The organism is Sporosarcina ureilytica (genome assembly GCF_001753205.1).
Classification (GTDB): Bacteria; Bacillota; Bacilli; order Bacillales_A; family Planococcaceae; genus Sporosarcina; species Sporosarcina ureilytica.
In genome coordinates this window covers 1,026,539-1,041,235 of sequence record NZ_CP017560.1, presented here as the reverse complement: position 1 = coordinate 1,041,235, position 14,697 = coordinate 1,026,539, and the positions used below count along the sequence as shown (strand labels likewise).

Genomic DNA, 14,697 nt, shown 5'->3' with positions numbered 1-14,697 from the left:
CGACAAATTTAATTTTAGTAAGCTATGTAAGACTCGCAATGCTACCTTAAGTTAGAAAAAGCCGCCCGACAAGCAGGCAGCTTTTATGATCATAAATTAAGGGAAGCGTGGGAATTGTCCAAAGTCCGGTTTACGTTTTTCTTTAAACGCATCTCGTCCTTCTTTCGCTTCATCTGTTGTGTAATAAAGTAATGTTGCATCTCCAGCCATTTGCTGTAAACCAGCTAGCCCGTCTGTGTCAGCATTCATTGCTGCTTTAACAAAACGAAGGGCTGTTGGGCTCTTCTCAAGCATTTCTTCACACCATTGAACCGTTTCATCTTCTAGCTGCTCGTAAGGAACGACCGTGTTAACTAAGCCCATGTCAAGTGCTTCCTCAGCATTGTATTGACGGCATAAGTACCAAATCTCACGCGCTTTTTTATGTCCAATAATACGTGCTAAATATCCTGAGCCGTAACCAGCGTCAAATGAACCAACTTTTGGTCCAGTTTGACCGAAAATCGCATTATCCGCAGCAATCGTTAAATCACAAACAACGTGAAGCACGTGTCCGCCGCCAATTGCATAACCTGCGACCATCGCTACAACTGGTTTTGGAATTACACGGATTAATCGTTGTAGGTCTAGTACGTTCAGACGTGGAATTTCATCTTCTCCGACGTAGCCACCATGACCACGAACTGATTGGTCACCACCCGAACAAAACGCCTTTTCCCCTTCACCTGTTAGAACGATAACGCCGATGCTGTCATCATCACGTGCACGTGAAAAAGCATCAATCAATTCCATCACTGTTTTTGGACGAAATGCATTTCGAACTTCTGGACGGTTAATCGTAACTTTTGCAATACCATTGTATTTTTCATACTTAATATCTTCATATGTACGAATTGTTTCCCATTGACGCGTCAAATTAATTCCTCCCTAAATCTTCTGTTTTTTTACATGTTCCCCTACCATTGTAGCAAATAAAGTAGGTTTTTCCACATGAATTGCATGTCCCGCATTTTTCACCGTCTTATGAATCGCTTTTGGAATGAGCGCATTCATTTCCCGGGCAATATTAACAAATTTCTTGTCGATTTCGCCTGTAACAAATAAGACAGGGACACGTATCGTTCGAATCGAATCCCATAAAGAAGGCTGGCTTCCTGTGCCGATGCCAATTAAACTATTTGATAGCCCCACTTCTCTTTGGGCAAGTCGTTCAGTTCCCACTTTTTGTTGTCGTTCTGTCGACATTTGTTTTTGTGATTCAAATAAAGGGATATTCTCCCAAAACGATACGAACTGCTGAATTCCTTGTTCTGTTATTCGATGAGCAAGTCGTAAATCCGCCTCTCTTCGCGCTTGGCGTTCTTGCTCCGTTTTTAATCCAGGCGATGCGCTTTCTAATATTAATGTTTGTACATGTTCTGGATATGTTTCCGTATAAGCAAGCGCAATTCGTCCGCCCATCGAATAGCCGACAAGTGAAAAAGTCTTCAAATTCAATGTTGAAAATAATTCCTCTAAATCTTTCACTTGTTCTTCCATCGTATATCGACTAGGTTCCGAAGGCGCAGCGGTTTTACCATGTCCAGTCAAGTCAACAGCTACCATCTTAAAGCGACCTTTTAACCTATCCATCACTTCTATCCATGTCGAGGATGAACCTGTAAAACCGTGTAAAAAGACAATAATTGGTAAAGATGCATCACCTGTCATTTTTACATGAATTTGCTGTCCACGAATCATTACATTTTGTTCAATCACCGTTTTCCAACCTTTTCACCATTTTATTCCACAACTGACGATGCGCATCGACATTTTCTTGGCGATTTGTAAATACTTCAATGATTCGCAGCGGTCTTTCTTTCTTTCTCGCCAATTCCTCATTAAACGACTCAACTGTTGTAATCGACGCATACTGCGCTCCGTACATAGCAGCAATATGCTCAAATGTTAATCCAGTCGGTGTCCCAAACAGGTCTTCGAAATGAGATGGGACTGTGGCCTGCGGTAGAAATGAAAATATTCCCCCACCGTCATTATTCATTATGACAATCGTTAAATCCGATTCATGGAATCTGGTGGCTATTAATCCGTTCACGTCATGCAAGAAAGATAAGTCTCCAATTAATAACCAAGTTGGGCGTTTACGGTCTGCCTGAATGCCGAGCGCAGTCGAAACAACACCATCAATTCCATTTGTACCACGATTAGCAAAGATCTGAATGTCCCTTTTAGTCTTTCTAAAAAATGTATCTACGTCACGAATTGGCATACTGCTTCCACTGATTAAATCATCACCATCCGGTAAATGTTCAAATAATACCTGAGCATATGTCCCTTCGTCATTAGCAGTAGGCGTATATTCATCTAGCATGGACGATAATAACTCGTTTGCTTCAATCCACCGATTTGTATAAGCGTATCGTTCTTTTTCTACTCGCACTTGGAGTACAGCTTCCACAGGCGATTGAATATGATGGGTCACGACACCCAAAGAGTCTCGGAACTGCGGGTTTTCATCAACGACCAGATAATTAGATGGACGATGCTTTTTCAAATAAATTGATAGTGGCTTAGAAACCGGTTGTGCTCCGAATCGTATGACTGTCTTAGGAAGTACGGATTTACCAAATTCTTCACTTTTTAATAGCGCATCATATTGATCAATACATAAATCGATACAGTCTTCTGGAATTTCGGTCCGCAGATTAGACAATGGGTCACATAATACGGGCCAATTTAACGCCTTTGCAAAAGCCCAAAATGACACTTTATCCAATTGAGACGCTAACTCCCCAACAATGATGAGCCCCTGTTCAGACGTTTCCAAAATCGTTTCAATTTGACGTGTAGTAGCTGCATCTAATGAAGGTGTCGCCATAAATTGTTTTTTGAAAGACAATGTTGGCAGTTCCATATCCATGTCGATAAGAAGCGGTTCCCTAAACGGTATATTTAAATGAATCGGTCCCATCGGTTCAGTTAACGCAACAGATACAGTACGCTGTACATTTCGTTCAATAAAATCATCGATGTCCGCATTGTTTTCAGCTAATGGAAAATCGACACTTAGTTTCACATGTTCACCGTAAAGTCGTATTTGATCAATTGCTTGCGGTGCCCCTACTTCCCTTAGTTCATGCGGACGATCTGCCGTAATCGCAATCAGTGGAATCCGTGAATAATGTGCCTCTGTAATCGCAGGAAAATAATTAGATGCGGCCGTTCCAGACGTACATAGAAGCACGACAGGCTTTCTTGAGGCTTTCGCTAACCCAAGTGCAAAAAAACCTGCTGAACGCTCATCAATTTGTGTATAGACATCAAATGATTTTGTTAATGCAAAAGCATACGCAAGTGGCGTTGAACGAGAGCCAGGACTGATAACGACCGATTGGACACCCGCATTTTTTAAAGCACTTGTTATGCGACCTACATAATTCGTTAAAACGCTTTTATTTGTCATGTAATTGTCCCCCAAGCGCACGTAAAACTGGTCTGAATTTTATCCATGTTTCCTCATACTCTTTTTCAACTTCCGAATTTGCCACAATTCCGCCGCCGGCATACAAGTATGCTTGTTCTTCTTCCAATAAGGCAGAACGTATGGCAACCGCGAATTCTCCGTTCCCTTCCGTGTCAGTCCAACCGATTGGTGCGGCATAATAGCCCCGGTCCATTTGTTCTTCCTCTCTAATCATATCCATTGATTTATTAGTCGGAACCCCCCCTAGCGCCGGTGTCGGATGAAGTGCCTGAACAAACTCAAAAATACTTTTCTCTTTATCTACTGATGCCTCTACAGGCGTAAACAGATGTTGAATATCTCGTATCTTCATGAGCTTTGGTTCTTTCGGTATTGAAACATTGGTACAGAACTCATCGAATACCGTTGAAATCATATCAACTACATACTGATGTTCATCCCTATTTTTACGATCAGACAGTAATTCTTCACCCAATATCCGATCTTCCTCGGCTGTTTCACCCCGTTTAATCGATCCAGCAACACATGCTGAATAAGCTTGTCCATTCTCAATTTCAATTAATCTTTCAGGTGTTGCACCAAAAAATAATTGTTCACCTTTTTGCAATCCAAAATGGTAACTTTCTTGTTGTTCATTCGCTATATGGTGAAGTGCAGTAACGCCCGATACAGGTTCCTTAAAGTTTAATTTAACAGAACGTGCAACGACTACTTTATCTGCTTCACCATTTTGAATTTGTGACGTAACATTTTGAACTGCTTTCTTATAACGTTCTTTTTCGATTTCGTCTAATGATTCAACTGTTGGCTTTGAAGCAGGAATAAAATCATTAAGCTGAGCCTTATGTATAAGTTGATCTCGTTCAACTCGTAACTTTTCAAACTCTTCCGCTGCATGATGATTTGTTGTAACTAAATTTATTAAAATAAATGTGTGACCGTTTTTTGTCATTAATTGAAACGATGGCAATACGAAATAAGCATTTGGAAACTTTGACCATTCTGACTCACGCGTATTTTTAGGATCAAAAGAAAAGCCGCCAAACAATACGGGTGCTTTATCCTTCTCTTCCTTAATCAGCCCACTGCAGATTTCTTCCCATCGTTTCTTTATATCTGAAAAATGTTCTTCTACACAATGACTTTCTAACACTTGTGCATGTCCCAAACCGACAATCGTCAACGTTTGGTTTGCGTTTTGCCAATAAAAATGTTCATCTGAATAACGCGCTTGTCCCGCCTCTAAAAAAGCTAGTGGCGAAATACGCCCTACTTCAATTGTTTCCGTAAAAAAACGTAAATGCGTTTCCTCGGTTACTATTTGTTCTGGCCAAGGAATCGTTATTTTATGACCCATAAATTTTCCCTCCAAGGATTTGTTTCATCCTTCTTTCCTAACTCTCTTTCTATTCTACCATATCAACAACTAAAATAAGTACTGTGCATGTTCATAATGACTTTTTTGAAGTATAATAAATTTAACGCATTATATAAGTAAGGAGAGAATTACTTTGCAACAAACTATAAAAGCCGATGAAGGTTGGCGCATTTGGTGGCAACTTACACGTCCACATACATTGACAGCCGCTTTTGCTCCCGTCTTCCTTGGAACAATGATTGCGTTAACATACGGTACCGGTCCGCTACATATTATGCTATTTTTAGCCATGCTAATCGCAAGTATTTTAATTCAAATGGCAACGAATATGTTTAATGAATACTACGATTTTAAACGGGGACTTGATACGGAGGAATCTATTGGAATTGGTGGGGCAATCGTACGAAATGGTGTAAAACCAAAAACAGTCCTTAACCTTGCATTTCTACTTTACGGCATTTCAATTTTTATCGGGATATACATATGTATGCAAACATCTTGGCTACTTGCTGTTGTGGGTATCGTTTCTATGCTTATAGGGTACTTTTATACTGGTGGTCCATACCCAATCGCGTACACACCTTTTGGCGAGCTCGTATCGGGTGTTGTGATGGGTATGCTGCTAATCCTAATCGCATTCTATATCCAAACAGGTACGGTGACAGCACATGCTATCCTGTTATCAATACCAAGTATGCTATTAGTCGCAGCAATTATGATGTCGAATAATATTCGCGATTTGGAAGGCGATAAAAGAAGCGGCAGAAAAACGCTGGCCATTCTTGTAGGACGTGCCAATGCCATTACAATTTTAATGTTGTTTTTCCTAATTTCTTATGTCTGGATAATCGGCCTTATCCTGTTTGGCCAATTAACATTTTGGGCTATACTCGTTTTACTAAGTGTTCGTAAACCTATCAAGGCAATTTTAACATTTAGAAAGTACACACAACCACTACAAGTTATGCCTGCAATGAAAGAAACAGCCGTAACAAATACAGTATTCGGTTTATTACTCGGTATTGGCATTTTATTCGGTTATTTATTTTCATAACGAAAACCTGTTTAGAGGAACTTCAATCTCTAAACAGGTTTTCTTTTTTTACGATTATGTTTAATATATCCCGAATAAAGGAAACTACACATATAGTGAAATGAGCGCGATTGGACATACTACTTAAAAATACTAAAAGGTTGTGATGTAATGTTAAACGATAAACAAAAACAACATTTAAAAACCGAGTTAATGGAAATGAAGGAACAATCAATGAAGGTTGAAGAAACGACGAGTCAGAAAGAAAGCATTAAAGAAACATCAGGTGAGCTTTCAATGTATGATAACCATCCTGCCGATATGGGGACAGCTCTATTCGACATAGAGAAAAATAGAGTGTTAAATGAACATGCAGAATCTGATATCCGTAAAATTGACATAGCTCTAAAAGCGATGGCTGATGGAAGTTACGGTAAGTGTGAAGTATGTCAAAAAGACATTCCCTACGAGCGATTGTTAACCGTTCCTTATACAACTTTCTGTATAGAACACGCCGAACTGGTCGAACAATCTGTAGAGGAAGACGTGGCTTTAAATGAAATGGAAAATCCTTTTGAAAGTACTCAAGATCCAAGTGCAATTGATTATGAAAATAGTTTTGAGGAAGTGGCGGAATTCGGGACATCTGATAGTCCATCCGATTTTATTGATCCCCAAAACACAACATACACCGATGATGTGCAAGGTGAACCGCGTCTTATGGATCAAATGGTTGAAAAAAGTATCACGGATAATACAGACGACCAGGACTAACTATTTCGCAGCTTAAAGTATTTCACTATAAATTATCTCCTTACGCTCTGGTATTGTAGTGATTTTATATACCTAAGCGTAAGGGGGTTAAAATGTTCTATAATAATTTGTTGGGGGAGCTATAAATCGCAACTCCTAAGAGATTTTACAAGATGACTGAGATTTTCCATAGGAAGAGCCGTCACGAAGAACTTCTTTGGCGAGTAAGAGTGATGCATTATAAGCAGCGCTATCCAAATACGATGCCTTAATCTGTCAAAGTCATGCACCGTGTATTTGGGTTATAAAAAATGGCAGATAAATATTTTTCACCCATCTCATTTGACAAAAAAACATAAAAAAACTGTTAGTTTCTCATTAATCTAATAAGAAACTAACAGTATGTATGACCCCTACGGGATTCGAACCCGTGTTACCGCCGTGAAAGGGCGGTGTCTTAACCGCTTGACCAAGGGGCCAAACTTATGGCGGAGAAGGAGGGATTCGAACCCTCGCACCGCTTACGCGATCTATGCCCTTAGCAGGGGCACCTCTTGAGCCACTTGAGTACTTCCCCGTATAAATGGCTCCGCAGGTAGGATTCGAACCTACGACCGATCGGTTAACAGCCGATTGCTCTACCACTGAGCTACTGCGGAATGGTGGGCCTAAGTGGACTCGAACCACCGACCTCACGCTTATCAGGCGTGCGCTCTAACCAGCTGAGCTATAGGCCCCTAATTGGAGCGGGTGAAGGGAATCGAACCCTCATCATCAGCTTGGAAGGCTGAGGTTTTGCCATTAAACTACACCCGCAAAACATGGTGGCTTAGGACGGAATCGAACCGCCGACACAAGGATTTTCAGTCCTTTGCTCTACCGACTGAGCTACTAAGCCTTTATTATAAAAATGGCGGTCCCGACGGGAATCGAACCCGCGATCTCCTGCGTGACAGGCAGGCATGTTAACCGCTACACCACGGGACCATTTGGTTGCGGGGGAAGGATTTGAACCTACGACCTTCGGGTTATGAGCCCGACGAGCTACCACTGCTCCACCCCGCGACAATAATATGAATTAATATCAATTAACTTTAACGCTAATGATGTGTTTGACACCTTTCGTGACTTTGTCACTGTCGGTGTTAATCGCATTCGTTGTGATGCGATTTGCTCCACCCCGCGATAATAAAAAACATTATGTTGAATTAAATTTCTATGCTTCTAGTAAAGGTAATATAAGCTGAAATATTTGGTTGCGGGGACAGGATTTGAACCTGCGACCTTCGGATTATGAGCCCGACGAGCTGCCACTGCTCCACCCCGCGACAATAATATGAATTAATATCAATTAACTTTAACGTTTATGATGTGTTTGACACCTTTCGTGACTTTGTCACTGTTGGTGTTAATCGCATTCGTTGTGATGCGATTTGCTCCACCCCACGATAATAAGTTAAAATTATATGCTTCTTCTATGCTTCTCGTGTGTTGATCTAATTAATATTCCTTTAGTTTCCATCCTTCAAAGATAATATGGCGGAGGAAGAGGGATTCGAACCCCCGCGGGCTTTAACACCCCTGTCGGTTTTCAAGACCGATCCCTTCAGCCAGGCTTGGGTATTCCTCCATAATTATATTTAAAGTGATGGACCTTGCAGGACTCGAACCTGCGACCGGACGGTTATGAGCCGTCTGCTCTAACCAACTGAGCTAAAGGTCCTCAGGAATGGCGGCGGAGGGAGTCGAACCCCCGACCTTACGGGTATGAACCGGACGCTCTAGCCAGCTGAGCTACGCCGCCAAGATATCATTGAAATCTCGAAGAATTTTTATACTTATTTTAAAAAGTAATAAAGTAATGATGATTAACTTAATTGGTGGAGCCTAGCGGGATCGAACCGCTGACCTCCTGCGTGCAAGGCAGGCGCTCTCCCAGCTGAGCTAAGGCCCCGTTGTTATTTAAGCAAATAACTCTTAAAAACTTAATGGTCGGGAAGACAGGATTCGAACCTGCGACCCCTTGGTCCCAAACCAAGTGCTCTACCAAGCTGAGCTACTTCCCGAAATTAATAGAATTAAATTTAGTTGGCGCGCCCGACAGGAGTCGAACCCATAACCTTCTGATCCGTAGTCAGACGCTCTATCCAATTGAGCTACGGGCGCTATTTAACAACTATAAAACAACTAGTGCCGAGGACCGGAATCGAACCGGTACGGTAGAAACCTACCGCAGGATTTTAAGTCCTGTGCGTCTGCCAGTTCCGCCACCCCGGCATAGTCAATGGAGCGGAAGACGGGATTCGAACCCGCGACCTCCACCTTGGCAAGGTGATATTCTACCACTGAACTACTTCCGCGTGTAAAGTGCGGGTGAAGGGAGTCGAACCCCCACGCCCGAAGGCACTAGATCCTAAGTCTAGCGTGTCTGCCAGTTCCACCACACCCGCATATTCCATTATGAAGGCAAGTCATATAATGGTGAGCCATACAGGATTCGAACCTGTGACCCTCTGATTAAAAGTCAGATGCTCTACCGACTGAGCTAATGGCTCAAAAGATGGTGCCGGAGAAAGGACTTGAACCCTCAACCTACTGATTACAAGTCAGTTGCTCTACCAGTTGAGCTACTCCGGCGTTCATCAAGTGTAATGGTGGAGGATGACGGGATCGAACCGCCGACCCCCTGCTTGTAAGGCAGGTGCTCTCCCAGCTGAGCTAATCCTCCGTTTTTTTATTAGTAGATGAACCTCGCATATCTATGCGTCAGTTTCGTATGTAATATTTCAAATCAAAATCACAAGACTGGCAACGTCCTACTCTTGCAGGGGCTAATCCCAACTACCATCGGCGCTGAAGAGCTTAACTTCCGTGTTCGGTATGGGAACGGGTGTGACCTCTTCGCTATCGCCACCAGACTAGGCTTGTCTTTATCAACTCAAGACAATATTTATTGTATCACACCTTGCAAATGAATGCAAGCTTTTTTTGAAAGTTTTTTTGTTCTTTCAAAACTGGATAAACAAAACATTGAATGACACAAACTGTCATGTATTTAAGGATAAGTCCTCAATCGATTAGTATCCGTCAGCTGCACATGTCGCCATGCTTCCACCTCGGACCTATCAACCTCATCATCTTTGAGGGATTTTACTTACTTACGTAATGGGAAATCTCATCTTGAGGGGGGCTTCATGCTTAGATGCTTTCAGCATTTATCCCGTCCATACGTAGCTACCCAGCTATGCCTTTGGCAAGACAACTGGTACACCAGCGGTATGTCCATCCCGGTCCTCTCGTACTAAGGACAGCTCCTCTCAAATTTCCTGCGCCCGCGACGGATAGGGACCGAACTGTCTCACGACGTTCTGAACCCAGCTCGCGTACCGCTTTAATGGGCGAACAGCCCAACCCTTGGGACCGACTACAGCCCCAGGATGCGATGAGCCGACATCGAGGTGCCAAACCTCCCCGTCGATGTGAACTCTTGGGAGAGATAAGCCTGTTATCCCCGGGGTAGCTTTTATCCGTTGAGCGATGGCCCTTCCATGCGGAACCACCGGATCACTAAGCCCGTCTTTCGACCCTGCTCGACTTGTAGGTCTCGCAGTCAAGCTCCCTTATGCCTTTGCACTCTACGAATGATGTCCAACCATTCTGAGGGAACCTTTGGGCGCCTCCGTTACTCTTTAGGAGGCGACCGCCCCAGTCAAACTGCCCGCCTGACACTGTCTCCTACCCCGCTAAGGGGCATGGGTTAGAATTCCAATACAGTCAGGGTAGTATCCCACCAATGCCTCCACCGAAGCTGGCGCTCCGGTTTCAAAGGCTCCTACCTATCCTGTACAGACTGCATCAGAATTCAATATCAGGTTGCAGTAAAGCTCCACGGGGTCTTTCCGTCCTGTCGCGGGTAACCTGCATCTTCACAGGTACTATAATTTCACCGAGTCTCTCGTTGAGACAGTGCCCAGATCGTTACGCCTTTCGTGCGGGTCGGAACTTACCCGACAAGGAATTTCGCTACCTTAGGACCGTTATAGTTACGGCCGCCGTTTACTGGGGCTTCGGTTCAAAGCTTCGCTTGCGCTAACCTCTCCCCTTAACCTTCCAGCACCGGGCAGGCGTCAGCCCCTATACGTCACCTTACGGTTTTGCAGAGACCTGTGTTTTTGCTAAACAGTCGCCTGGGCCTATTCACTGCGGCTCTCTCGGGCTTTAACACCCTATCAGAGCACCCCTTCTCCCGAAGTTACGGGGTCATTTTGCCGAGTTCCTTAACGAGAGTTCTCTCGATCACCTTAGGATTCTCTCCTCGCCTACCTGTGTCGGTTTGCGGTACGGGCACCTCCCGCCTCGTTAGAGGCTTTTCTTGGCAGCGTGAAATCAGGGACTCCGGGGAAAATTCCCCTTGCTATCACAGCTCAATGTTATAGAAACGGGATTTGCCTCGTTTCACACCTCACTGCTTAGACGCACATTACCAACCGTGCGCTCACCCTATCCTACTGCGTCCCCCCATTACTCAAACGGCGGGGAGGTGGTACAGGAATATCAACCTGTTATCCATCGTCTACGCCTTTCGGCCTCGACTTAGGTCCCGACTAACCCTGAGCGGACGAGCCTTCCTCAGGAAACCTTAGGCATTCGGTGGAAGGGATTCTCACCCTTCTTTCGCTACTCATACCGGCATTCTCACTTCTAGGCGCTCCACTAGTCCTTACAGTCTAGCTTCGACGCCCCTAGAACGCTCTCCTACCACTGACACCAAAGGTGTCAATCCACAGTTTCGGTGATTCGTTTAGCCCCGGTACATTTTCGGCGCAGCGCCACTCGACCAGTGAGCTATTACGCACTCTTTAAATGGTGGCTGCTTCTAAGCCAACATCCTGGTTGTCTGGGCAACGCCACATCCTTTTCCACTTAACGAATACTTGGGGACCTTAACTGGTGGTCTGGGTTGTTTCCCTCTCGACTACGAATCTTATCACCCGCAGTCTGACTCCCAAACAAAAATCATCGGCATTCGGAGTTTGTCTGAATTCGGTAACCCGGGATGGGCCCCTAGTCCAAACAGTGCTCTACCTCCGAGATTCTAACGTTTGAGGCTAGCCCTAAAGCTATTTCGGAGAGAACCAGCTATCTCCAGGTTCGATTGGAATTTCACCGCTACCCACACCTCATCCCCGCATTTTTCAACATACGTGGGTTCGGGCCTCCAGTAAGTGTTACCTTACCTTCACCCTGGACATGGGTAGATCACCTGGTTTCGGGTCTACGACTACATACTAAAACGCCCTATTCAGACTCGCTTTCGCTGCGGCTCCGCATTCTCTGCTTAACCTTGCATGTAATCAGTAACTCGCCGGTTCATTCTACAAAAGGCACGCCATCACTCAGCTTACTTCCGAAGAAACAGCATCGAGCTCTGACTACTTGTAGGCACACGGTTTCAGGATCTATTTCACTCCCCTTCCGGGGTGCTTTTCACCTTTCCCTCACGGTACTGGTTCACTATCGGTCACTAGGAAGTATTTAGCCTTGGGAGATGGTCCTCCCGGATTCCGACGGAATTTCACGTGTTCCGTCGTACTCAGGATCCACTCTGGAGAGAATACACTTTTGATTACGGGGCTATTACCCACTATGGCAGACCTTTCCAGGTCGCTTCATCTAATGCATTCCTTTGTAACTCCGTATAGAGTGTCCTACAACCCCAGGAAGCAAGCTTCCTGGTTTGGGCTGTTCCCGTTTCGCTCGCCGCTACTCAGGGAATCGATTTTCTTTCTCTTCCTCCGGGTACTTAGATGTTTCAGTTCTCCGGGTGTGCCTCATATACGCTATGTATTCACGTATATGTACTGCTCCATTACGAACAGTGGGTTTCCCCATTCGGAAATCTCTGGATCAAAGCTTACTTACAGCTCCCCAGAGCATATCGGTGTTAGTGCCGTCCTTCATAGGCTCCTAGTGCCAAGGCATCCGCCGTGCGCCCTTTCTAACTTAACCTTAAAACCAATGCTGTATAGCGATATACAACAATTGATTCATACATTACTACATTTGTGTTTATTTCAATGTCGTTTTATCCAGTTTTCAAAGAACAAGTAATGAAAGTTCATGTTAATGAACCCTCAAAACTGAACGCAAAACGTCAAGTTGAAGAGAACTTTCTCTTCATTCCGTTAAATATCCTTAGAAAGGAGGTGATCCAGCCGCACCTTCCGATACGGCTACCTTGTTACGACTTCACCCCAATCATCTGTCCCACCTTCGGCGGCTGGCTCCCAAAAGGGTTACCCCACCGACTTCGGGTGTTACAAACTCTCGTGGTGTGACGGGCGGTGTGTACAAGACCCGGGAACGTATTCACCGTGGCATGCTGATCCACGATTACTAGCGATTCCTGCTTCATGCAGGCGAGTTGCAGCCTGCAATCCGAACTGGGAACGGTTTTATGGGATTAGCTCCCCCTCGCGGGTTGGCAACCCTCTGTACCGTCCATTGTAGCACGTGTGTAGCCCAGGTCATAAGGGGCATGATGATTTGACGTCATCCCCACCTTCCTCCGGTTTGTCACCGGCAGTCACCTTAGAGTGCCCAACTGAATGCTGGCAACTAAGGTCAAGGGTTGCGCTCGTTACGGGACTTAACCCAACATCTCACGACACGAGCTGACGACAACCATGCACCACCTGTCACCGCTGTCCCCGAAGGGAAAGGTATATCTCTATACCGGTCAGCGGGATGTCAAGACCTGGTAAGGTTCTTCGCGTAGCTTCGAATTAAACCACATGCTCCACCGCTTGTGCGGGTCCCCGTCAATTCCTTTGAGTTTCAGCCTTGCGGCCGTACTCCCCAGGCGGAGTGCTTAATGCGTTTGCTCCAGCACTAAGGGGCGGAAACCCCCTAACACTTAGCACTCATCGTTTACGGCATGGACTACCAGGGTATCTAATCCTGTTTGCTCCCCATGCTTTCGCGCCTCAGCGTCAGTTACAGACCAGAAAGCCGCCTTCGCCACTGGTGTTCCTCCACATCTCTACGCATTTCACCGCTACACGTGGAATTCCGCTTTCCTCTTCTGTACTCAAGCCTTCCAGTTTCCAATGACCTTCCACGGTTAAGCCGTGGGCTTTCACATCAGACTTAAAAGGCCGCCTGCGCGCGCTTTACGCCCAATAATTCCGGACAACGCTTGCCACCTACGTATTACCGCGGCTGCTGGCACGTAGTTAGCCGTGGCTTTCTAATGAGGTACCGTCAAGGTACAGGCAGTTACTCCTATACTTGTTCTTCCCTCACAACAGAGCTTTACGATCCGAAAACCTTCTTCGCTCACGCGGCGTTGCTCCATCAGACTTTCGTCCATTGTGGAAGATTCCCTACTGCTGCCTCCCGTAGGAGTCTGGGCCGTGTCTCAGTCCCAGTGTGGCCGATCACCCTCTCAGGTCGGCTACGCATCGTCGCCTTGGTAAGCCGTTACCTCACCAACTAGCTAATGCGCCGCGGGCCCATCCCGTAGTGACAGCATAGCCGTCTTTCAGAGTTCCTTCATGCGAAGGAACTAATTATTCGGTATTAGCCCCGGTTTCCCGGAGTTATCCCCAACTACAGGGCAGGTTGCCCACGTGTTACTCACCCATCCGCCGCTAACAAAGGAAGAAACAAGTTTCTTCCTCGTTCGCTCGACTTGCATGTATTAGGCACGCCGCCAGCGTTCGTCCTGAGCCAGGATCAAACTCTCCATAATAGAGAAATTCGATTAGCTCGATTTCTTTGCTGGCATCTTTAAGATGTCCATTTGAATCCGAAGATTCGTTTCCCACAAACCAACAAGTTGATTTGTAGATGTTATATCTTGACGTTTTGCTGTTCAGTTTTCAAGGTTCATACTTGTTAATTAGATAACTCTTTTTTCAAGTTTGTCGCCCGAAGCGACTTCTCTAATATATCAAACCCTCAATTCATTGTCAACAACTTTTTTAAAAAACTTTTTAAGGTTTTTGTTTGAGTTGTGATGTCGTCCTGAGGACAAGTATTAATATA

At 44.9% G+C, this 14,697-nt stretch carries 6 protein-coding genes, 21 tRNA genes and 3 rRNA genes; 2 read left to right on the top strand and 28 right to left on the bottom strand.

The window, feature by feature from the left end; genetic code table 11:
* Window positions 1-96: 96 nt before the first annotated feature.
* The 4 genes from menB to BI350_RS05310 are packed head-to-tail and all read right to left on the bottom strand — an operon-like array spanning window position 97 to window position 4,841.
* Complete coding sequence (gene menB / locus BI350_RS05325) at window positions 97-915, bottom strand: 1,4-dihydroxy-2-naphthoyl-CoA synthase (protein ID WP_075527151.1); 819 nt, start codon at window positions 913-915, stop codon at window positions 97-99.
* A gap of 12 nt (window positions 916-927) precedes the next feature.
* Complete coding sequence (menH, locus tag BI350_RS05320) at window positions 928-1,758, bottom strand: 2-succinyl-6-hydroxy-2,4-cyclohexadiene-1-carboxylate synthase (protein WP_245698300.1); 831 nt, start codon at window positions 1,756-1,758, stop codon at window positions 928-930.
* Window positions 1,751-3,463 (bottom strand): 2-succinyl-5-enolpyruvyl-6-hydroxy-3-cyclohexene-1-carboxylic-acid synthase, encoded by a 1,713-nt coding sequence (gene menD / locus BI350_RS05315; protein WP_075527150.1) that lies wholly within the window; start codon window positions 3,461-3,463, stop codon window positions 1,751-1,753. Before menD ends, menH begins: the two co-directional genes overlap by 8 nt.
* Window positions 3,453-4,841: an isochorismate synthase gene (locus BI350_RS05310; RefSeq protein ID WP_075527149.1), complete on the bottom strand. Its 1,389-nt coding sequence runs from the start codon at window positions 4,839-4,841 to the stop codon at window positions 3,453-3,455. Before BI350_RS05310 ends, menD begins: the two co-directional genes overlap by 11 nt.
* A gap of 154 nt (window positions 4,842-4,995) precedes the next feature.
* On the opposite strand from BI350_RS05310, the gene BI350_RS05305 reads away from it, so the two are divergent.
* Together BI350_RS05305 and BI350_RS05300 are read left to right on the top strand one after the other, a co-directional pair.
* Window positions 4,996-5,916, top strand: a complete 921-nt coding sequence (locus tag BI350_RS05305; protein ID WP_075527148.1) for a 1,4-dihydroxy-2-naphthoate polyprenyltransferase — start codon at window positions 4,996-4,998, stop codon at window positions 5,914-5,916.
* A 150-nt stretch (window positions 5,917-6,066) separates the two neighbouring features.
* Entirely contained in the window at window positions 6,067-6,669 is a 603-nt protein-coding gene (locus BI350_RS05300) for a TraR/DksA C4-type zinc finger protein (protein WP_075527147.1), read from the top strand.
* A gap of 386 nt (window positions 6,670-7,055) precedes the next feature.
* Here the strand turns inward: BI350_RS05300 and BI350_RS05295 are convergent.
* From BI350_RS05295 to BI350_RS05180, 24 genes are all read right to left on the bottom strand, one after another.
* Window positions 7,056-7,127, bottom strand: a tRNA-Glu gene (locus BI350_RS05295).
* 7 nt (window positions 7,128-7,134) lie between these two features.
* Window positions 7,135-7,225, bottom strand: a tRNA-Ser gene (locus BI350_RS05290).
* Between the two features lie 7 nt (window positions 7,226-7,232).
* Window positions 7,233-7,307 (bottom strand) — tRNA-Asn (locus BI350_RS05285).
* 1 nt (window position 7,308) lies between these two features.
* A tRNA-Ile gene (locus tag BI350_RS05280) sits at window positions 7,309-7,385 on the bottom strand.
* A 5-nt stretch (window positions 7,386-7,390) separates the two neighbouring features.
* Window positions 7,391-7,464, bottom strand: a tRNA-Gly gene (locus BI350_RS05275).
* A gap of 6 nt (window positions 7,465-7,470) precedes the next feature.
* Window positions 7,471-7,546: transfer RNA gene (locus tag BI350_RS05270), tRNA-Phe, on the bottom strand.
* A 13-nt stretch (window positions 7,547-7,559) separates the two neighbouring features.
* Window positions 7,560-7,635, bottom strand: a tRNA-Asp gene (locus BI350_RS05265).
* A gap of 3 nt (window positions 7,636-7,638) precedes the next feature.
* A tRNA-Met gene (locus BI350_RS05260) sits at window positions 7,639-7,713 on the bottom strand.
* Window positions 7,714-7,901: 188 nt separating this feature from the next.
* Window positions 7,902-7,976, bottom strand: a tRNA-Met gene (locus tag BI350_RS05255).
* A 209-nt stretch (window positions 7,977-8,185) separates the two neighbouring features.
* Window positions 8,186-8,278 (bottom strand) — tRNA-Ser (locus BI350_RS05250).
* 19 nt (window positions 8,279-8,297) lie between these two features.
* A tRNA-Ile gene (locus tag BI350_RS05245) sits at window positions 8,298-8,371 on the bottom strand.
* A 7-nt stretch (window positions 8,372-8,378) separates the two neighbouring features.
* Window positions 8,379-8,452: transfer RNA gene (locus tag BI350_RS05240), tRNA-Met, on the bottom strand.
* 74 nt (window positions 8,453-8,526) lie between these two features.
* Window positions 8,527-8,602, bottom strand: a tRNA-Ala gene (locus tag BI350_RS05235).
* Window positions 8,603-8,637: 35 nt separating this feature from the next.
* Window positions 8,638-8,714: transfer RNA gene (locus BI350_RS05230), tRNA-Pro, on the bottom strand.
* Window positions 8,715-8,737: 23 nt separating this feature from the next.
* Window positions 8,738-8,814: transfer RNA gene (locus BI350_RS05225), tRNA-Arg, on the bottom strand.
* A gap of 25 nt (window positions 8,815-8,839) precedes the next feature.
* A tRNA-Leu gene (locus BI350_RS05220) sits at window positions 8,840-8,925 on the bottom strand.
* An 8-nt stretch (window positions 8,926-8,933) separates the two neighbouring features.
* Window positions 8,934-9,008: transfer RNA gene (locus BI350_RS05215), tRNA-Gly, on the bottom strand.
* Between the two features lie 8 nt (window positions 9,009-9,016).
* Window positions 9,017-9,098, bottom strand: a tRNA-Leu gene (locus BI350_RS05210).
* 29 nt (window positions 9,099-9,127) lie between these two features.
* Window positions 9,128-9,203: transfer RNA gene (locus BI350_RS05205), tRNA-Lys, on the bottom strand.
* A gap of 6 nt (window positions 9,204-9,209) precedes the next feature.
* A tRNA-Thr gene (locus BI350_RS05200) sits at window positions 9,210-9,285 on the bottom strand.
* Window positions 9,286-9,300: 15 nt separating this feature from the next.
* Window positions 9,301-9,376 (bottom strand) — tRNA-Val (locus BI350_RS05195).
* Window positions 9,377-9,451: 75 nt separating this feature from the next.
* Window positions 9,452-9,566, bottom strand: a 5S ribosomal RNA gene (rrf, locus tag BI350_RS05190).
* 139 nt (window positions 9,567-9,705) lie between these two features.
* Window positions 9,706-12,657 (bottom strand): 23S ribosomal RNA (locus tag BI350_RS05185).
* Between the two features lie 190 nt (window positions 12,658-12,847).
* Window positions 12,848-14,401 (bottom strand): 16S ribosomal RNA (locus BI350_RS05180).
* The 16S, 23S and 5S rRNA genes sit together here with 21 tRNA genes alongside, the layout of an rRNA operon.
* Between the last annotated feature and the right edge of the window lie 296 nt (window positions 14,402-14,697).